We start from the raw sequence: 20,859 nt of genomic DNA on the forward strand, positions 1-20,859 counted from the left end.
AAACAAATGAATGCGTAAATCTTTTTATACATTTAGTAGAATATGAATCATTATTAAAATAATAACTAAAGGCATGAAATATTTTTTAAAAGTATTATTACTACTGTTTTTACTGAGCTCTTGTGGAGAAACACATGTAAAGACCTTTAAAAATGAACAATATAGAGGTTTAATTACTGAAAAGGCCATGGTAGTTTCTGCACGAATAGAAGCTTCTAAAATAGGAACTGAAATACTTAAAAAAGGAGGAAATGCTTTTGACGCTATGGTAGCTACCGAATTTGCTCTGGCTGTTACATATCCGTATGCTGGCAATTTAGGTGGTGGGGGTTTTATGGTTTATAGATTGGTAAATGGGGATATTGGTAGTTTAGACTATAGAGAAAAAGCCCCATTAGCTGCAACAAAAAACATGTATTTAGATATGCAAGGCAATATCATTCCAAATAAAAGTACAATTGGCGCCATGTCTATAGGCATACCTGGTACCGTTGCGGGAATGTTTGAAGTCCATAAAAAATTTGGGATATTGCCAATGCAAGATATAATAAATCCAATTATTGAATTAGCTACTACAGGTTTTATTGTTACAGAGAAACAAGCAAAAAGAATAGCGGAATACCAAAAAGCTTTTAGACAAGCAAATAAAGATTCTATAGTATTCGAAAAAAATTGGAAAAAAGATGATACTTTAAAAAACATACCTCTTGCAAAAACCTTTAAGCGACTTTTGGTAAATGGTGAAGATGAATTTTATAAAGGAGAAACAGCTAATGTTTTAGTGAAATTTTTACAAGACAATGGAAGTATCATAACAGAAGAAGACTTGTTAAAGTACAAACCAATTTGGAGAGCGCCTATAACTTTTAATTATAAGGGCTTAAAAATCATTTCAATGTCACCTCCATCAAGCGGTGGCATTTGTTTGGCTCAGATATTAAAAATGATTGAACCTTATGATTTAAATGATTTTGGGCACAATTCTATAAAAATGATTCAAGTTATAACGGAAGCTGAAAGACGTGCTTATGCAGACAGAAATTATTTTTTAGGCGACCCAGATTTTATAGAAATTCCTGTTAAAAAACTAATAAGTAGCTCCTATTTAAAAGATAGAATGAAAGATTTTTCATTTTTAAAAGCGACGCCTTCAAGCACTATAAGTCAAGGAAATATTGAAATAGCTGAAAGTGATGAAACCACACATTACTCCATAATTGACTCTTATGGAAATGCAATTTCGGCAACAACTACATTAAATGGCGCCTATGGTTCAAAATTATATTGCTCCGAGCTTGGTTTTTTTTTAAATAATGAAATGGATGATTTTAGCAGTAAAGCAGGATCAGCAAATATGTTTGGGTTAATTGGATCTGAAGCAAACAGCATTGCTCCAGAAAAGCGTATGTTAAGTTCAATGACACCTACTATTATTGAAAAAGACGGAAAACTATTTATGTCTGTTGGTACACCTGGTGGTTCTACTATTATAACTTCTGTTTTGCAAACAATTTTAAACGTCTATGAATTTAATATGACCATGCAAGAAGCTGTAAACGCACCCCGTTTTCATCATCAATGGTTACCTGATGAAATTAGAATAGAGCCTCATGTATTTGATTTAGGCACCATAAAAAAACTTAAAGACTTAGGATATTTTATTAATGAAAAGCATGCTCCCGTTATTGGCAAAGTAGATGGCATTCTTGTTTTAGAAAATGGCTATTTAGAAGGTGGTGCAGATTATAGAGGTGATGATTCGGCTGTTGGTTTTTAATGTTTGAAAATTAAAAAAACCGTCTAAAACGATGTTTTTAGACGGTTTTTTATGTTGCTTCTTTTTTATTTTAAATTAAAGGTTAGTCTACCAAAAACATAGCGTCCGTTGTTTCCAAATTGAGACACACGTCTTGAATATACAAACTGATTACTTGAGGTTAAATTACTTGGTAATTCATCTGGATACACATCAAGTAAATTATTGGCACCAACTGTTAATCTTAACGAATCATTAAAATTATATCCTACGGTCAAATCTGTTACAACCACAGATCCAATCTCAGGGTGCCCGCCGCCAGTTAAATTTCCGGTATCTTCAACACTTCCAAAAAAAGCATTTCTTAAAAAGAAGTTCCATTTATCCATATCTAAGCTATGGCTTAAATTGGCTTTTACTCTAGGCACAGCTAATTCTAAATACACTCTAGAACTCTCATCAAAATAAGTGTTTAATAACCCCGCATCAGATAAAATATCACTTCCTTTAGTAGCACCAACTTTAGTAGTTTTAGAATAAGTGGCAGCTAAATTATTTGTTAACCTACCTTTACCTACATTCGCTTTATGCGCTATAACAACATCTATACCCTTTGTTTCTGTATCTATAGCATTTGCAAAAAAAGCAGCTTGCCCAATATCTAAATTATCAAAAACATCACTTAGGGCACTTCCGTCATTAGGATTAGAAAAGTTTCCAGTATAGGTAATTCTATCGTCTATCGCAATAAAGAACCCATCAACCGTAATGGTTAAATTAGCACTAGGTATTTTTGAGGTAAACCCTAAACTTGCATTAAACGACGTTTCCTCCTTTAATTTTGGAATACCAAACAATTTGGCCGCTCTAGAGTTATTGGTAAATGTACCAACTTCTTGAGAAATACCCTGATCGTTAAATAGCGTATTTGATTTACTATAAAACTGCTGATGTAAAGAAGGTGCCCTAAACCCTGTGCTAATCGCTCCTCTTAAGTTTGTGTTTTCACTTAACTTGTAACGCATAGCCAACTTACCATTTAAAGTACTCCCAAAATCGCTAAAATCTTCATAACGGGCAGCAACACTCATCAAAAATTCTTCAGAAACATCACCTTCCACATCTACATACAGTGCCATACTGTTTCTTTTAGCATCAATAGCATTTTCTGGTGTGAAACCTTTAAAAACCTGAGCTCCTTCAGAAGGTTGATCGCCATAAAAGTCAGTAACTTTCAGTGAAGGATTTGCGCTTATTGCTACTCCAGATGCTACTTCTCCATTAATATCATATCTTTCATAAGATGATTCTTCTCCTGCTTCAATAAAAAAGTTCTCTACTCGATACTCTGCTCCAAAAGCTATATTTAATCCAGACATAATATCATCATAGAACTTAGACATATCTAAATTAACCGTGTTTTGTTGAAACCCGTTTAGACCTGCATCAAATTCTGTAGGCGAAGACGCTTGCAAATAAAAGTTTGTAGTATTGGTAATAATATAAGCAAATGTATTTTTTCCCCAAGTATGCGATAAATCAATATTCCAGTCGTTAATTTTACCACTAATACCAAATCCTAAAGATTTATCGATAATATCAGACTCTATATTTGGCAGAAATCCATTAATATACGCTAATGTATTCCCTCTACCAGATCCAGTTCCAGGTGCTCTATAAAACCCAGAAGCATCACCATGTCTGTAAGACAAGCCCCCAAAAGCATAAAACTTGGTTTCGTTTTCTTTATCTCCAAAAGGAATCTCCAAATTCCCCATAAACTGTCCTTGGTCTAAACCAGATTGACCAACGCTCATATTGTAATCATCGCGCGTTTGGCCTCTAACCAGTAACTCTTGATCGGTAAAATCGCCTACCCCTTTTAATATACCAGATCCTTGTGTTCCTGAAGCAATATTATATCCCGATAGTTCTTCTATACTATTAGCATTCGCTATTTGTGCCTTTAAAGTATTATCAAAATAAGGAACCAATTGAGCAAAGGTTTGTATAGCACCTAAATTAGTTCTTAATTCAGACAAATTAAAACCAGCATTATTAGCCTGCCACTCAATGGCATTATATTCATTAAAAATCCTCCCGCTAAAAGGTTTCGCTCTTGAAGTACGTTCGCGCGACGTTAAAGACCCTGTTAAGTTAATGAAACCGCCATTATCACCTAATGGAATTCCATAGTTCAAATCTATTTGAGTTTTTTCTCCATCAGTACCACCATCATGATCATTGGCATTTTTTGAAATATTAGCACCCGTTGTTACTGTTGCTGTTAACTCGTTAACATTATTTTTCAATACAATATTAATAACACCCGCAATAGCATCCGATCCATATTGTGCTGCAGCTCCATCTCGCAATACCTCTATCCTTTTTATAGATGCCGCCGGAATTGCATTTAAATCGGTCCCTACAGAACCGCGTCCTGGTGTACCATTAACGTTTACCAAAGAAGATGTATGCCTTCTTTTTCCATTTACCAATACCAATACTTGATCGGGTCCTAAACCTCTTAATTGTGCTGGATCAATATGATCTGTTCCATCAGCCACCGTTTGGGTATTAGACGAAAACGATGGTGCAACATAATTTAATATTTGTGTTACAGATACTTGAGGTCCAGCAGTAGTTAATTCCGTCATATCGATAACATCAACTGGAACAGCTGTATCAACGGAAGTTCTGCTTGGGTTTCTAGATCCTACCAAAACTACTTCATCCAAAGAAACCCCTTCTTGAAGGCTAACTATAATGTTTTGTGCCGAAGTCACTTTTACTTCTTTGGTATTAAATCCTACAGAAGATACAACTACCGTTACTGGAAATGCAGCAGCTTCTATGCTAAACTTACCGTCAAAATCTGAAATGGCTCCAGTGGTTGTACCCTTAATTATAATGTTTGCCCCTGGCAAAGGAGTGTTGGTTCCTGCTTCTGTTATAGTTCCTGAAATAATTCCTTGGGCAGCAATAGCCAAAGGAAAAAACAAACCTAAAATCAAGCAAATTTTAAATAGTAAAAATTTTTTCATATTTATTTAAATTAGTGTTAAGTTCCTACAAGATACATATAATAAAGGGCTTTCAGAAAAAAAAGAGGCATTTATTACGCATGCACATAAATTTTTGACAAAAAAACATTTAAAAAAATGAATTATCACCAATAAAACACATCAAAAACTTACATTAAATAAATAATTTATCATCTGTGTTAAAAATAAGTCCCGGCTTACCCATTTAGATTTAATCCCTAAATACAGCTTAAAAAAAAATACCAAAACATGTCTACTCCGTGGTATTTCATTAAATTTGCACTTCAATTTTCAACTATGTATAGAAGTTATAATTGTGGTGAATTAAACACATCACATATTAATAAAGAAGTTACACTTGCAGGGTGGGTTCAAAAATCCAGAGATAAAGGTTTTATTGTTTGGGTAGATTTACGCGATCGCTACGGTATTACACAACTTGTTTTTGATGCAGAACGGACTTCAAAAGCCATGTTAGAACAAGCTCAAAACTTAGGTCGTGAGTTTGTTATCCAAGTAAAAGGAACCGTTATAGAACGCGCTTCAAAAAACCCTAACATTCCTACGGGCGATATTGAAATTTTAGTTTCAGAACTAAACATTTTAAACGAAGCGTTGTTGCCGCCATTCACTATTGAAGATAAAACCGATGGTGGTGAAGAGTTACGTATGAAGTATCGTTATCTGGATATTCGTCGTAATCCAGTAAAAAACAGTTTGATTTTTAGACATAAAGTGGCCCAAGCCGTTAGAAACTACCTTTCAAAAGAAGATTTTATAGAGGTTGAAACGCCTTATTTAATAAAATCAACGCCCGAAGGTGCGCGCGATTTTGTGGTGCCAAGCAGAATGAATGCAGGTCAGTTTTATGCTTTACCGCAATCGCCTCAAACCTTTAAGCAATTGCTTATGGTGGGTGGCATGGATAAATATTTCCAAATTGTGAAATGTTTTAGAGATGAAGACTTACGTGCCGATAGACAACCTGAATTCACACAAATAGATTGTGAAATGGCGTTTATTGATCAAGAAGATATATTAAATACCTTTGAAGGTTTAACCCGCCATTTACTAAAAGAAATAAACGGCGTGGAAGTTGAAAAGTTCCCAAGAATGCTGTATGATGATGCGATGCGTTTGTATGGAAACGACAAACCAGACATTCGTTTTGGGATGGAATTTGGAGAGCTTAACGAAGTCGCTCAACACAAAGATTTTGGCGTTTTTAATAGTGCCGAATTGGTAGTTGGTATTGCAGTACCAGGCGGAAATGCATACACCCGTAAAGAAATAGACCAATTGATTGATTGGGTAAAACGTCCGCAAATTGGCGCTTTAGGGATGGTTTACTGCCGTTGCAATGAAGATGGTACTTATAAATCTTCCGTAGATAAATTTTACGATGAAACCGATTTAGCTAAATGGGCCGAAGTAACTGGTGCCAAAGCAGGTGATTTAATTTGTGTGCTTTCGGGTAATAAAAATAAAGTACGCTCACAGTTAAGTGCTTTACGTATGGAATTAGCAGAACGTTTAGGACTTAGAAATCCTAAAGAGTTTGCGCCACTTTGGGTTATGGATTTCCCATTATTGGAATGGGATGAAGACACACAACGCTACCACGCCATGCACCATCCGTTTACCTCACCAAAACCAGGGCAATTAGAATTACTAAAAACAAACCCTGGCAATGTAAAAGCCAATGCTTACGACTTAGTTTTAAACGGAAACGAAATTGGCGGTGGCTCTATTCGTATTCACGATAAAGAAACACAATCTTTAATGTTCGATTATTTAGGATTTACACCCGAAGAAGCTAAAGCACAATTTGGCTTTTTAATGGATGCCTTTCAATATGGCGCACCACCACACGGCGGTTTAGCTTTTGGATTAGATAGATTGGTGGCTATTTTAGGTGGGCAGGAAACCATTCGTGATTTTATCGCGTTCCCTAAAAATAATTCCGGAAGAGATATTATGATTGATGCCCCAGCACCAATTGATGATGCTCAATTAACAGAGTTAAGCCTAAAACTTAATTTAAAACAATAAAAAAGAATCCTGCACAATGCAGGATTTTTTAGTAGATTTAAACATGCCAAAACAAACTATTTTAAAACAATTGCTCATCTGGAGGGCAAAACATATTTCTCACAGGCAATTTGTTTATGTTCTAAGTATTGTAGTGGGCTTTACTTCTGGTTTAGGCGCATTGGTTTTAAAAAATCTAACGCATTTTATCCAACATTTACTCGAAGGGAATCTAATTAAATATTACCATCATGCCTTCTATTTTTTGTTCCCTATTATTGGGTTTGCATTGGCTTATTTGGTTATTAAATACATCATCCGAAACAAAGTAAGCCATGGTATTCCTTCAACACTTTTTGCTATTTCAAAACGAAAAGGCATCATGAAGCAGTATCAAATGTTTGGGTCAATACTTGCTGCTCCATTAACCGTTGGTTTTGGGGGTTCCGTTGGGCTAGAAGGCCCTACGGTGGCCACAGGTGCAGCCATAAGCTCAAACATTTCTAGAATGTTCCACATGAACCAAACCACTCGAAATTTATTGATTGGTTGTGCCGCCGCTGGTGCTATGAGTTCTATTTTTAAAGCGCCCATAGCCGCTATTATTTTTGCTATCGAAGTATTTAGTTTAGATTTAACCATTGCTTCCATGCTACCGCTTTTACTGGCATCACTTTCGGCTATTCTAACGTCTTATTTTTTCTTTGGAGACGATATATTATTGCCTTTTAAAATTGAAGATAAGTTCGTAATCGGTGATGCGCCATTTTATATTATTCTAGGAATTGCTGCCGCCATAACATCGCTTTACTTCACTCAAGTTTATGACAAATTTCACAAATTTTTTGACAAGATAGGCTCACCCATTAAACGATTGATTGTTGGCGGAATATTGTTAGGTGTTTTAATTTATTTTATTCCTCCCCTATACGGTGAAGGGTTCGATGTTATAAACAACCTTATTGCCGGTAATCCAGAAAAAGCATTGGAAAACAATTTTCTTCAAATGGATTTAAACAACATTTGGATTGTTATTTTTCTTTTGGCTGGTTTGGTGTTTTTTAAAATTATAGCCAGTGCCCTAACTTTTGGTGCTGGTGGCGTAGGTGGTATTTTTGCCCCTACACTTTTTATGGGTAGTATTATGGGTAATTGTATTGCTAAAATAATCAATAACTGTGGGTTGTTTGGCTCATCCATTTCCGAAAGTAATTTTACACTTGTTGGGATGGCAGGTTTAATGGCAGGTGTACTTCACGCACCATTAACCGCTATATTCTTAATTGCTGAAGTTACAGGAGGCTATGAGCTTTTCATTCCTTTAATGCTCACGGCAACAATTTCCTTTAGTTTAACCAAATATTTTAGTCCACATTCGGTTTACAATATGGAACTTGGCAGAAAAGGGGAACTCATCACCCACGATAAAGACCATGCTGTTCTTACATTAATGGACATAGATAAAGTAATTGAAAACAATTTTATCACCATCACTCCTAAAATGAATTTAGGTCAAATGGTACATGAAGCCGTCGTAAAATCGAACCGAAATATTTTCCCAGTAGTGAATGAAAAAAACAACGCTTTAATGGGTATTATTTTATTGGACGATTTACGCCCCGTTATGTTCGATCAATCTTTATATAACGATATTGTGGCAACCGACGTTATGCAGCCCGCACCCGAAATAATAGACCTTGAAAAAGATAAAATGACCGATATTATGCAAAAATTCCAAGACAGTAGCGCATGGAATTTACCCGTAATAAAAAACGGCGAATATGTGGGTTTTATATCAAAATCAAAACTTCTAACCGCTTACCGACGTCAATTAATCAACTTTACAAAATAGATACAATCCGTTTATGAAATATCTCATTATTTTTCTTTCTATCACCGCCATTGGAAGCATTTTAACAGGCTATTTTTTAGAATCTGTCTATTCGCAAAAATTTATCGGCTTTGGTGTTTGCGGTCTTTTCTTAATCGTATTCCCCCTATTTTCATATTACCGTTGGAAAGATAAAAACGTTAAAGATTACATGCTTACCAAAGAAAATCTCGATAAAATGCGAGAGCGCGAAGAAAAATAGTTTGCAGTCGCAGTTTTTCGGTCTCAGCCAATATTAATTGCTAATAGACTTTGCGAATCCTTAAAACAAAGTGATTACCAAAAACCATCTTATTTTGGGCGTTCCCCTGCGGGTCGCGCTTTCCGCGTTACACGGTAACTTGCTTCAATCGCTAACGCGGGCTTATTTGCAGTGTTCAGTCGCAGTCGCGGTTTGCAGTCGCAGTATTCAGTTACCCATGTCAGGTTGAGCGCAGTCGAAACCTATAAATCCATATTCAAAAAAAAGTTTTCAGTCGCAGTCGCAGTTTTCAGGTATTCCCAATAAAAGTTCAGTGAAATCCATATATCTCAGCGAAACAACCTCAATTCAAATTACGCTTCTCTATAAAAAAACGCTTCAAAAGTTCCGAAGCTTCAGCTTCCAAAACACCACCTTTTATAGTGGTTTTTGGGTGCAATTTGGTATTCAAATGAATGCAACCACGCTCCAAATCTCTCGCACCATATACAATTTTCGAAATCTGGCTCCAATACAAAGCTCCTGCACACATCTGGCAAGGTTCTAAAGTAACATACAACGTACAATCTTTTAAATATTTCCCACCTAAAAAATTAGATGCAGCGGTAATGGCTTGCATTTCGGCATGCGCCGTAACATCGGTGAGCATTTCAGTTAAATTATGTCCCCTTGCAATCACTCTATTATCAATAACGATAACGGCACCCACGGGAATCTCGCCTTTTTCAAAAGCCAATTCTGCTTCCTGCAAAGCTTTTTTCATAAAATAGGTGTCATCAAAAGGTTGTAACATAAAAGAAACTTAATTATTAAAAATCAAAAATACAATTTCAAAATGATAATGGCGCTCGTATCGTTTTCAAATATTACATTTGTAGGCACATGAGCCAATTGTTAAAACATATCCATTCCCCAAAAGAACTCCGTCTTTTAAACCAAAAAGAGTTGCCTCAACTTGCTAAAGAATTACGCAACTTTATCATCAATATCGTCGCTACCAAAGAAGGGCATTTAGGGGCAAGTTTGGGCGTTGTAGAATTAACCATAGCACTGCATTATGTATTTAACACCCCCGATGACCAACTCATTTGGGATGTAGGCCACCAAGCCTATGGACATAAAATTTTAACGGGCAGAAAAGAAATTTTTGATACCAACCGACAACTAGGTGGCATTAGTGGGTTCCCAAAACGCGATGAAAGTATTTACGACGCATTTGGTGTGGGGCACGCCTCTACCTCTATTTCGGCAGCGTTGGGAATGGCGATTGCTTCGCAATTAAAAGGTGATATAAACAAACAACATATTGCCGTTATTGGCGATGCCAGTATTGCAGGAGGTATGGCGTTTGAAGGTTTAAATCATGCTGGCGTTACCAATGCTAATGTATTAATTATTTTAAATGATAATGCTATTGGCATCGACCCGAGTGTAGGTGCCTTAAAACAGTATTTAACCAATGTTAAAAAAGGTACACAACGCAAAAACAACATTATTGAAGCCTTAAATATTGATTATTCCGGACCTATTGATGGGCATGATATTGATAAAGTCATCTCCGAATTAAAACGCCTAAAAACCGTAAAAGGCCCCAAGTTTTTACACATCATTACCACCAAAGGCAAAGGCTTAAAACAAGCCGAAGAAAACCAAGTAAAATACCACGCACCGGGGAAATTTGATGCCACTACGGGCGATATTATTTCTAAAACACCATCAGAGTTTACTAAATACCAAGATGTGTTTGGACTTACCATTTTGGAACTCGCCAAACAAAATAAAAATATTGTAGGCATTACTCCTGCGATGCCAACAGGAAGTTCGTTAAAACATATGATGGACGACATGCCTGAACGCGCGTTTGATGTGGGTATCGCCGAACAACACGCCGTAACTTTAGCAGCAGGTATGGCAACCCAAGGTTTGATTCCTTTTTGTAACATCTATTCCACGTTTTTGCAACGTGCTTACGACCAAATAATCCACGATGTGGCGTTACAAAAACTACCCGTTATTTTTTGTTTAGACCGCGCTGGTTTGGTGGGTGAAGATGGCCCTACGCATCATGGTGTTTTTGATATCTCGTATTTAAGATGCATCCCCAACCTCATCATTTTTGCACCTCGTAACGAGATGGAGTTACGCAACATCATGTATACCGCCCAACATGGTTTGGAATTACCTATTGCCATTCGCTATCCAAGAGGTATGGGTGTGACTGTAGATTGGAAACAACCTTTTGAAAAAATTGAAATTGGTAAAGGTGTTCAACTTAAAAAAGGAAACAAAGTAGCCGTTTTAAGCATCGGAACCATTGCCAAAAACGTAAATGAAGCCATTGCAAACTGTAAGCAACCTGCATACATAGCGCATTACGATATTCGTTTTATAAAACCTCTGGACGAAACTTTATTACATAGTATTTTTAAAACCTTTGAAACCATAATTACTGTGGAAGACAACAGCATAAACGGTGGTTTTGGATCTGCCATTTTAGAATTTACTGCTACACACAACTATAAAAACAGCATAAAACTTTTAGGGATTCCTGATGTGTTTATTGAACATGGGAGTGTTAATGAACTTCAAAAAAGTATTGGGTTGGATGTGGAGAGTTTATCAACTGTTTTTAGTGGTCTTGTTTAGCCTAGTCTAGCTTCTGACATAGTCGTTTAAAATTAACAGCAATTAATTGGCTCAAAAAAAGGTAAAAACATGAGCCGATTAACAAAAATAATCGGCTCATATCAAAATTTCTTCAGGAATTATTTCCTCAGTTCTATCAGCAACAAAATAATCTAAATTAAAAGTTTAAAATTCAAAATGTTTTTATAAATTTGGACAATATTTGTCTAAAACAATTTTGACCAATGAAAACACTAGGCGACACTTTAAAATGTGCCAGAGAGGAAAAAGATTTAATACTGCGAAAAGTTGCGGCAAAAGTAGATATTGATCAATCTCTGATTAGCAAGTTTGAGAAAAATGAAAGAAAACCGACAATGGAACAAATTATAAGACTTGCAAAATTTTATAACTTATCTGAAAGTGAACTAATTATAAATTGGTACTCAGAAAAAATTGCGGAAGAATTGAAATACACGGAATCTATTTCCGAAATATTGAAAGTTGCAGAAGAAAAAATTAACTATTATAAAGCTCAAGAAAATGGAAAATAAGAAAATGAAAGTAGCAGAATTGTTTGCAGGAGTTGGAGGTTTTCGTCTTGGACTTGAAAAAAGCAATTACGAAGTTGTTTGGAGTAACCAATGGGAACCTTCAACCAAAATTCAACACGCTTCAATGGTTTATGAGAAGCGTTTTGGAAATGAAAGTTAATTCAAAAAGTTTTATTAAGTGCAAGCAATAGATATTTTAAACAACTTTAAGGAAAATAAATTCAAAGGTTTTCAAGTTTCAAAAAGAAAAGGATTTCTTTCTTCGACTTGGTTAATATATCAAAAGGATAATTTTATTTATTTTTTTGATATCGCAGAAAAAATTGAATTTAGCGACAATTATAAATATACAAAAGATGAGTTCCTTCAAGAGTTCAAGAATTCTCATTTTGAAATTGATTGCGAAATAGTTTAATATAGAAAATTATAAGTTTATCTGATATTGAATTCGTCTATTTCTGATTATCTCTTCTAATTCTTCAACTGTTAACATTGCATAAGATGGAGATAATTCATTTAGACATACAAAGCAAAATCTAAATCTATCACCAAGTAATTTGCCGAAATTGAATTCATTTTCAGTAGCTCCAAAGAAAAAACCTTTAGGATTTTCAGGAAGGTACTTTTTTGTTGTTTTCAATTCTACAAAAAGTATTTCGTCAAGATGAGTTTCAATATAATCTTTTTCAAAAAAAATGCCTTTTAATTTTGGTATAAAAACAACATCAAAAGATTGCAAAAAACTATATGGTATATTAACTCTATCTAATAATTCTTTTTTCATAAGCTTATCGATTTTAAAGAAACCTGTTTGCTTTTCTATCAGATAGTTAATTCCCTCTTTTTCTGTAACATTATTAGATAATGTCAATTTAAACGAATGTTTTCTTGACATTATTCTTCAGTTTTTAGTTTGTAATTTTTAAGTAATTCTTTTGCATTATCAAATTTTAATAGCTCATCAATTGTTAAATTGAATGCTTTAGAAAAAATTGCCATATTAGTAAGTGAAATATTTCGCTCACCTCTTTCTATCATTCCTATGTAAGTTCTATGAAATCCTGTTTTGTACGAAAGTTGCTCTTGACTTAAGTTTTCTTGAGTTCTTAAATGACGAATTCTATCACCAAATTCCTTTAAAAGAAAGTTATTTATCATTTCTCTAAACTATACTAATTGTATGTTTTGATCAACAGACAATATGTATCAATACAAAGATTGATTTTTACTATTTTTACAAATGCAATCTTAGGTCTTAAACTTGGTCAAAAAATAGAAGAATTTGAAAAAGCTGATATTCAAGTAAAAACAATTCGTCTTAAAGAAAATAATTTACCAAAAGAAGATATCTCATTTCCGACATTTGAATATCAAGAACTTATTGAAACTGATTGGGAAGATTCAGATTTAAAAAACATTTTAGAAAGTAAATTTTTCTTTGTGTTTTACCAATTTAAGGGAGAAAGTTTGATTTTGCGAAAAGTGAAATTTTGGAATATGCCTCATTCCGATATTCTTGAAGCTAAAAATGTTTGGGAAGCAATGGTAAAGACTGTTTCAAATGGAGAAATCGTAAAAGAAGTAACGGAAAAAGGTGTAAGAAAAACATATTTTCCAAAGAAAACCAAAAACAGAGTAAGTCATGTTAGACCACACGCAAGAAATTCAGCAGATACTTATGATTTACCTGTTGCAGATAAATTGACAGGATTGACTGAATACACAAAACATTGTTTTTGGCTAAATGCAAGTTATGTGAAAGACGAAATATACCTGAAATAAACCAAAACTTCAAATTATTCCCTAATTCCACGTCAGAAATTATATTTATTTTTAGTAAAAACAAGTTAACAATGAACTTCAGAAAAGCTACAAAACATGATATTTCAGCCATTGTGGAACAAATGGCTGACGATGAACTAGGGCAAAAAAGAGAAAATTTCCAAACGCCTTTGCCGAAAGCCTATTTAAAAGCCTTTGAAATAATAAACACTGATGACAATCAAGAACTCATGGTTGTGGAAGATGAAAACCATGCCATTATTGGAACTTTTCAATTAACATTTATTCAATACTTGTCGTATTGTGGTGGCACAAGAGCGCAAATAGAAAATGTAAGGGTTAGAAAAGACAAAAGGGGTTTAGGAATTGGAAAACTTATGTTTGAATGGGCTATAAATAGAGCGAAAGAACGGAATGCGCATGTATTACAATTAACATCGGACAAAAAAAGACCTAGAGCCATTAAATTTTACGAAGATTTAGGATTTATTGCCACTCATGAAGGCATGAAATTGCATTTTAAAACTTTGGATAAATAATTTTGTTAGAACTTAAATTTGTTGGGTTACCAGGTCCTACTTTATTCTAAAGTTAAGAATATCTAAATCCCTGCCTCTTCTCGTAAAAAACTCCTAAATTTGTTTACTTCCGAGTGTATTTCGTATAAACGACATGATACTCATTACAAATAATTTCAAAAAAATAATATGAATCATTTAAAAAATAAAAAGGCCATCATTACTGGAGGTGGTCGTGGATTAGGAAAAGCAACAGCCATAGCATTCGCCAAAGAAGGCATTGACGTTGCTATAACAGGTAGAAATGAAGCGGTTTTAAAGGAAACGGTTTCTGAGTTGGAGGCTTTTGGTATTAAAGCCACCTATGCTGTTTTTGATGTTGGTAACTACGAGGAGGTTAAAACTGGAATTGAAACCATTATAAAAACGCTAGGATCTGTTGATATTTTGGTAAACAATGCGGGTATCGCCGCTTTTGGAACCTTTAATGACATGGAAGTGAGCGAATGGAGCCAGATTATTCAAACCAATGTGATGGGGATGTATTATGTAACTAAAGAAGTGCTTCCGTATTTAATTGATAAAAATGAAGGTGATATTATTAATGTATCGTCTACTGCTGGTTTGAGCGGAAACGCATCGACTTCGGCATATTCAGCTTCTAAATTTGCTGTTATTGGCATGTCGGAATCGTTAATGAAAGAGGTGCGTAAAAACAATATTAGAGTTTGTACCTTAACACCAAGTACTATTGTTTCTGATATGACGATTGACTTAGGTATTGCGAAAGAAGGTACGGAAGATAGTGTTTTACAACCTGAAGATTTCGCCGAATTAATAGTCTCTGGATTAAAATTACCGAGAAGAGCGCTATTAAAAAGTGCTGCTTTATGGTCTACAAATCCTTGATTTATAAATACTTAACTTATCAGATAGCTGCGTTAGGGATTGCAGTGAAAAGCCCACAGCGAGAGCCTGCGCTGAGCGGAGCCGAAGTGAGCGAGGACTTGTAACGAAAAGCCCGACCCTTGGGTAACGCCCAAAACAACTTAAAACTCGATGCCTTTTATTTTTTTATAATTTAAAATGGCTTTGCTATCGGACAACAGCGATACGTAATAACACACGCTTGAAAGCCTTGTGTATAAACTATCGGCATCTATTTTAATGGTTTTTGGCAGACCTTTTAAAATGAGTTTGTCGTAATTGGAAGCAGTATTGTTGTAACAATTGTTTACGGCTTTTGTGTAGGTATTTAATAGGGTGTTGATAACGCCGTAACCCGCAATTTCCTTATCGACCACTTCGGTGGATTGGTAAATATTTTCGACGCTTATTTTAATAATGTCTTTTATTTGGGCGTCGTACTTGCTTTTATCTAATAAAGCACAATCGAAATCGCCGTTTAAAATAGCGTTTTCGTGTTCTATAAAAATATCGACCGCTTCATTTATTAGGTTTCCAATGGCGAGGGCACGCAAATAGCCAATACGGTCTTCTTTGGCCGAAAGGGCATAATAATTTTCTGGACGGATATTGCTCCTAATTATTTTGGATAGGTATTCCAGCGCAAATTCTTCTTGAATTAAACCGAGATTGATACCATCTTCAAAATCGATGATGGTGTAACAAATATCATCGGCAGCTTCTACCAAAAATGCTAATGGGTGGCGAGCATAACTTAGGTGTTTGTCGCTTCGTTTTAATAAACCAAGTTCGTTGGCAATATCTTGATACGCTTCTTTTTCACTTTGGAAAAAGCCATATTTTTTATCGGCTATATGATTGGTTGGCTTTTTTGGCAACGATTCTTTTGGGTATTTGGTAAAAGCACCAAGCGTAGCGTAACACAAGCGTAAACCTCCTATTCTACCAGCTCGGGTTTCGGTTAAAATTTTAAATCCGTTGGCATTGCCTTCAAAATCGCATAAGTCTTGATATTCTTTTTCGGTTAATTGGTCTTTATATTGAAATCCTTCGCCCGTTTTAAAAAATTCGCCAATGGCTTTTTCACCAGAATGTCCGAACGGTGGGTTTCCAATATCGTGCGCCAAAGCTGCTGCGGCTACAATGGCACCAAAATCGTTGGCTTGATAGCCGTGTACGTTTTGTAAATGTGGGTGTTTCTCCAATAATCTTTTACCTACCAAGCGTCCTAACGAGCGCCCCACAACGCTTACCTCTAAACTGTGGGTTAAGCGGGTGTGTACAAAATCGGTTTCCGATAATGGGATGACTTGGGTTTTATCTTGCAGACTTCTAAATTCGGATGAAAAAATCACACGATCATAATCCACTTCAAAACCTAATCGGGTTTCATCTTGTTCTTTTCTAATACGTTTATTGGTATCGCCAGCGCGTTTTAAGGATAGTAATTGTTCCCAGTTCATCATAAAAATTTAAGCGTTGGCAAGATAATAAAGAATTTCTTTAAAATATTAATGTATTCTTTTAAAGGAAAATTAAATCACCAATTCTTATGCTAAATAGACGTACTATGTGACACTGAGCTTGTCGAAGTGGCTCTTTATGTCTTCGACAAGCTCAGACCGACATTTTAGAATGAATTGGCCAAGGTTCTACTTAAAATTAAATGTCTTTAAAAAAATTTGGTAACATTACGGTAACATTATAATGACTGTTGTTTAATGTTTAGATAACATACAATTTAAACAGAATCACTTTTTTTGCAGTGTTATTTAAAACCATTTATGAAACATTTAATTTGCATCTCTTTATTCTTCGTTACCGCATTTTCTTTTGGACAAAATACAGGGTTAATTGTTGGTAAAATTCTAGATAATGAAATGAATGATGCGCCTTTAGTATTGGCGAATGTTTCAATAAAAGAAACCTCCATCAACTTAAACACCGATTTAACGGGGTTATTTGTTGTTGAAAACCTGGAAGCTGGCGACTATACACTTGTTTGTAGTTTTGCTGGTTATGAAACCAAAGAAATTAACGTGCATGTAGATGCACTACAACCTGCTGAAGTAAAATTATCTTTAGCTGCAAGCACCATTTCCTTAGGTGACTTAGCGCTTCTTACTGCTGTTGCTCAAAAAGATGACAAATCGACCGCTGTTTTAAATTAATACAGCAGTCATTTTTTTAAAATTCCCTTCATTTAACCCGTTGGGTATAATTATTCTAAAAAGTCAATTTTGTACCTACTGTCACATTGAGCTTGTCGAAATGTTTCTAAAATGAAGTCTTCGACAAGCTCAGACTGACATCTAGGTTCTAATTTGTTTATCAGCTTCAAATAAAAACGGCTTTCATTTAAAATATTTCTATCCCAAAAAGGATAGATTTTTTGCTTTTAAAACAATCTGAATTTACATGCTTGATTTTAAGCAGGTATCCGTTCATTCAAAAAAAAAATCAATGTTAAATTAATGTTTATAAATCAACGATACGGTAACATTAACTTAACTCTTTTGTTACTGTTGTTTAACCTATTCGTAACATCTTATTCATTTAGTGTTTCGTTCTTTGCACCAGATAAAAACTAAAAAAAATGAAAAAATTAACCCTATTGTTTCTGCTATTTACAGCAACAATTTCATACGGTCAAAACACTGGTTCTGTGGTTGGTAAGCTAACCGATAAAGAATATAATGATGAGCCTTTAGCTTTTGCCAACGTATTAATAAAAGGTACAACCAAAGGAACCACTTCAGACATTGATGGTCTATATAGTATTGAAAATTTAGAAGCGGGTTCTTATACCGTAATATTTAGTTTCGTAGGTTATGAAACACAACAAATCCCTGTAACAATTGTTGCAAATAAAGTAACAGAAGTAAATGTTCCTATGGGAGCAAGTGCTGCATCTCTTAGCGAAGTGGTAATTACAACAACTACAAAACGAGAAAGTGAAACAGCTTTATTACTAGAACAAAAGAAAGCCGTTGCTTTTAAAGCTTCTATTGGCGCCGATGAACTTTCTAGAAAAGGTGTTAGCGATGTAGCAACCGCAGTAACTAAAGTGAGTGGTATTTCAAAACAAGAAGGTTCTGGTAGTATTTTTGTTAGAGGTTTAGGCGATAGGTATAACGTTACTACTTTAAATGGTTTACCATTACCATCTAATAACCCATCACGCAAAAATATTACTTTAGATATTTTTACTACGGATATTGTTGAATATGTTGGAATAAGTAAAACATTCGAATCTCAAAATTATGCCGATTTTGGTGGTGCTAACATTGATATCGTTTCAAAAAAATTCTCTGGTTCACCATATGTTACTTTAGGCTTAGGTATGGGTGCTAACACCAATGTTTTAAAAGAAGATGATTTTTATTTACAAGATGGTCCATCTTATTTTGGATTTGAATCTGGAAAAGAACCTGCATTTGGACTTAACCCAGCTAATTTTGAAACAAGTTGGGACAGACAAAAAAGTAAAAACACTTTAAATAACAGTTACTCTTTATCTGGTGGTAAAAAATTTGATATTGGTGAACAAAGTAAGTTAAGTACATTCCTTACGGCTTCTTTTGATACCGATAATAAATATATTGAAGGGTACGATAGAGGTAGTATTACGGCTCAAGGAACCATAAACTCAGACTTCTACAAAAAATCATTTAAGCATAATACCAATACTACGGTAATGGGTACTGCCGATTTAAAAATTAACAGTAGCAACTCTATATTATTCACATCATTATTTTTAAATTCTAGTTCACAAGATTATAGTGAATATGAGGGAACAAATCAAAATTTTGATGGTGGTGCTTCTGGAGCTGGTAATATTTCAGGCTTTATTAAACGTGGCACATTCGACCAAACGCAGTTATATGTTAATCAGTTATTAGGAAAACACGATATTACTGAGCAATGGAGTGCTGATTGGGCTATTGGGTATAGCTACTTAAATAATATTATTCCAGACCGTATGCAAAATACGTTTGTACCTTCTCGTGATGGTTCTTCTAACTATACATTCTTTACAGACTCAAGTATACACAATCACCGCTATTTCCAAGATTTAGAAGAAGGTGAAATGTCTGCAAACGTTGCACTATCTTATAATTTCAAAAAAGATGCTGAAGATAATTATAAAGGAAAAGTTACTTTAGGCTATTCTGGGAAATTGAAAGATATCAACTTTAATTCACAACAATATTCATTTTTCCCAATAGCTAACAAAATTAACTTTTCAAAAGAAGGTATTCATAATGTAGACACCTATTTAGCGAACCCTTATTTTGATTTATCATCTGGAGACAGATCTGGTAATATACCACAATATTATACTGGCAATTTAAATGTACATTCAGTGTTTGGTAATGTGCAATACAACTTAACTGAAAAACTATCTGTTATATTAGGTGCTAGATTAGAGCAATTAGACCAGTATGTATATTTTGAAACGTCTTTAGTACCAGACGGTGATGAATCCAGTTATTCTCCTGTAAATTTCTTACCTAGTTTAACAGCAAAATATACTTTAAACGACAAACAAAATTTAAAGTTTGCCGCTAGTAAAACATATACGTTGCCTCAATTTAAAGAAAAAGTAAAATTATTGTTTCAAGAGGTAACGCAAGACTATGAAGGTAACCCAAGCTTATATGCTTCTACTAACTACAATGTAGATTTAGGATGGGAATTCTTCCCAAGTAATGGTGAGTTAGTTTCGGTTACTGCTTTTGGTAAATTAATTCAAAACCCAATAAATGAAATGTTTACCAACTCATCATCTGGTAATATTACATATGCTAACACTGGAGAAAAAGCCATTGCTGTTGGTGTTGAATTAGAATTAAGAAAAGACATTTTTGAAATTGAAAAAGATAATGATTTAAAAGACAAATTATCATTCGGAATTAACGGATCCTATATTTACCACAATCAAGATTTAGATAAAAATAAAGTATTTGAAGAAAATGGTTTTGGAGCTAATTTTACATTTGATGAAGCTAAACTAGCAGGTGCTTCAGATGTTTTAGCAAACGCAGACATTACTTTTTTAAAACAATTTGCTGAAAAGAAAGATGTAACAGCAACACTATCTTATGCCTATTTTTCAGATAAACTAGCTGTTTTAGGAACACAGAATAAAGGAAACATGGTTGATAAAGCCATTAATAAATTAGACTTTATATTAAAATCTAATTTAAATAAAAACTTACAGTTAGGTTTAGCTTATAAAAACATTTTAAACCCTACTTACAAACGTATGTTGGAACAAAGTAAAGTGCCAGGAAGCACTATTGACGATGTTTTGGTTAGCTCGTTTAAAGCAGGTTCTAATTTTAGTGTTTCATTAAAATACACTTTCTAAAAAACACTAATAATATCTTTTAAAAAAGGGTGATTGATATACTTCAATCACCCTTTTTTTATAGAAAAAATACATGTAAACTTAATGTTAAGTGCAAATAATATTCGTCTTAAATACTTAACAGCAAAGTAACGTACCCTTAACAAATAAAAAAC

The 20,859-nt window shown here is 34.5% G+C and carries 17 protein-coding genes and 1 pseudogene; 13 read left to right on the forward strand and 5 right to left on the reverse strand.

Annotated features, from left to right (window positions below):
* Positions 1–73: 73 nt before the first annotated feature.
* Entirely contained in the window at positions 74–1,777 is a 1,704-nt protein-coding gene (gene ggt, locus VP395_RS07360) for a gamma-glutamyltransferase (protein ID WP_346241131.1), read from the forward strand.
* A 65-nt stretch (positions 1,778–1,842) separates the two neighbouring features.
* Here ggt and VP395_RS07365 read toward each other — a convergent pair whose 3' ends face one another.
* A complete protein-coding gene (locus tag VP395_RS07365; RefSeq protein ID WP_346241132.1) occupies positions 1,843–4,800 on the reverse strand; it encodes a TonB-dependent receptor in 2,958 nt (985 codons plus the stop codon).
* A 297-nt stretch (positions 4,801–5,097) separates the two neighbouring features.
* Here VP395_RS07365 and aspS point away from each other — a divergent pair, with 297 nt between their 5' ends.
* The 3 genes from aspS to VP395_RS07380 are packed head-to-tail and all read left to right on the forward strand — an operon-like array spanning position 5,098 to position 8,924.
* A complete protein-coding gene (gene aspS, locus VP395_RS07370) occupies positions 5,098–6,852 on the forward strand; it encodes an aspartate--tRNA ligase (protein ID WP_346241781.1) in 1,755 nt (584 codons plus the stop codon).
* A gap of 16 nt (positions 6,853–6,868) precedes the next feature.
* Complete coding sequence (locus VP395_RS07375; protein WP_379884228.1) at positions 6,869–8,683, forward strand: chloride channel protein; 1,815 nt, start codon at positions 6,869–6,871, stop codon at positions 8,681–8,683.
* Positions 8,684–8,696: 13 nt separating this feature from the next.
* Positions 8,697–8,924 (forward strand): hypothetical protein, encoded by a 228-nt coding sequence (locus tag VP395_RS07380; RefSeq protein WP_346241133.1) that lies wholly within the window; start codon positions 8,697–8,699, stop codon positions 8,922–8,924.
* Positions 8,925–9,267: 343 nt separating this feature from the next.
* On the opposite strand, the gene VP395_RS07385 is transcribed toward VP395_RS07380, so the two are convergent.
* Positions 9,268–9,717 (reverse strand): nucleoside deaminase, encoded by a 450-nt coding sequence (locus tag VP395_RS07385; protein ID WP_346241135.1) that lies wholly within the window; start codon positions 9,715–9,717, stop codon positions 9,268–9,270.
* 89 nt (positions 9,718–9,806) lie between these two features.
* On the opposite strand from VP395_RS07385, the gene dxs reads away from it, so the two are divergent.
* The 4 genes and pseudogenes from dxs (at position 9,807) to VP395_RS07405 (ending at position 12,518) form a co-directional block, all read left to right on the forward strand.
* Positions 9,807–11,570 (forward strand): 1-deoxy-D-xylulose-5-phosphate synthase, encoded by a 1,764-nt coding sequence (gene dxs / locus VP395_RS07390; protein WP_346241136.1) that lies wholly within the window; start codon positions 9,807–9,809, stop codon positions 11,568–11,570.
* A 224-nt stretch (positions 11,571–11,794) separates the two neighbouring features.
* The gene (locus VP395_RS07395) at positions 11,795–12,103 is read left to right on the forward strand and encodes a helix-turn-helix domain-containing protein (RefSeq protein ID WP_346241137.1); all 309 of its coding nucleotides are present in this window, start codon (positions 11,795–11,797) and stop codon (positions 12,101–12,103) included.
* Positions 12,093–12,260 (forward strand): annotated as a pseudogene (locus VP395_RS07400) (DNA cytosine methyltransferase); the annotation flags it as partial. The gene VP395_RS07395 and the pseudogene VP395_RS07400, both read left to right, overlap by 11 nt.
* A gap of 21 nt (positions 12,261–12,281) precedes the next feature.
* Positions 12,282–12,518, forward strand: coding sequence for a hypothetical protein (locus VP395_RS07405; protein ID WP_346241138.1), 237 nt, complete (start codon positions 12,282–12,284; stop codon positions 12,516–12,518).
* A 9-nt stretch (positions 12,519–12,527) separates the two neighbouring features.
* On the opposite strand, the gene VP395_RS07410 is transcribed toward VP395_RS07405, so the two are convergent.
* Positions 12,528–12,998, reverse strand: coding sequence for a hypothetical protein (locus VP395_RS07410; RefSeq protein WP_346241139.1), 471 nt, complete (start codon positions 12,996–12,998; stop codon positions 12,528–12,530).
* Positions 12,998–13,261, reverse strand: coding sequence for a helix-turn-helix domain-containing protein (locus VP395_RS07415; protein WP_346241140.1), 264 nt, complete (start codon positions 13,259–13,261; stop codon positions 12,998–13,000). The genes VP395_RS07410 and VP395_RS07415 overlap by 1 nt, the downstream gene beginning before the upstream one ends.
* 60 nt (positions 13,262–13,321) lie before the next feature.
* Between VP395_RS07415 and VP395_RS07420 the strand changes: the two genes are divergently transcribed.
* From VP395_RS07420 to VP395_RS07430, 3 genes are all read left to right on the forward strand, one after another.
* Positions 13,322–13,885 carry a MutH/Sau3AI family endonuclease gene (locus tag VP395_RS07420; RefSeq protein WP_346241141.1) on the forward strand — a complete coding sequence of 188 codons (564 nt, stop codon included), beginning with the start codon at positions 13,322–13,324 and terminating at the stop codon, positions 13,883–13,885.
* 71 nt (positions 13,886–13,956) lie between these two features.
* A complete protein-coding gene (locus VP395_RS07425; RefSeq protein WP_346241142.1) occupies positions 13,957–14,424 on the forward strand; it encodes a GNAT family N-acetyltransferase in 468 nt (155 codons plus the stop codon).
* A 168-nt stretch (positions 14,425–14,592) separates the two neighbouring features.
* Positions 14,593–15,312: a 3-ketoacyl-ACP reductase gene (locus VP395_RS07430; protein WP_346241143.1), complete on the forward strand. Its 720-nt coding sequence runs from the start codon at positions 14,593–14,595 to the stop codon at positions 15,310–15,312.
* A gap of 140 nt (positions 15,313–15,452) precedes the next feature.
* Here VP395_RS07430 and dgt read toward each other — a convergent pair whose 3' ends face one another.
* Complete coding sequence (dgt, locus tag VP395_RS07435; protein WP_346241783.1) at positions 15,453–16,793, reverse strand: dGTP triphosphohydrolase; 1,341 nt, start codon at positions 16,791–16,793, stop codon at positions 15,453–15,455.
* A gap of 321 nt (positions 16,794–17,114) precedes the next feature.
* Between dgt and VP395_RS07440 the strand changes: the two genes are divergently transcribed.
* Entirely contained in the window at positions 17,115–17,501 is a 387-nt protein-coding gene (locus VP395_RS07440; RefSeq protein WP_346241145.1) for a carboxypeptidase-like regulatory domain-containing protein, read from the forward strand.
* A gap of 425 nt (positions 17,502–17,926) precedes the next feature.
* On the forward strand, positions 17,927–20,704 hold the full coding sequence (locus VP395_RS07445) for a TonB-dependent receptor (RefSeq protein ID WP_346241146.1): 2,778 nt from the start codon (positions 17,927–17,929) through the stop codon (positions 20,702–20,704).
* Positions 20,705–20,859: the final 155 nt, after the last annotated feature.

Source organism: Mariniflexile soesokkakense (genome assembly GCF_039650365.1).
In the GTDB taxonomy this organism is placed as follows: Bacteria; Bacteroidota; Bacteroidia; order Flavobacteriales; family Flavobacteriaceae; genus Mariniflexile; species Mariniflexile soesokkakense.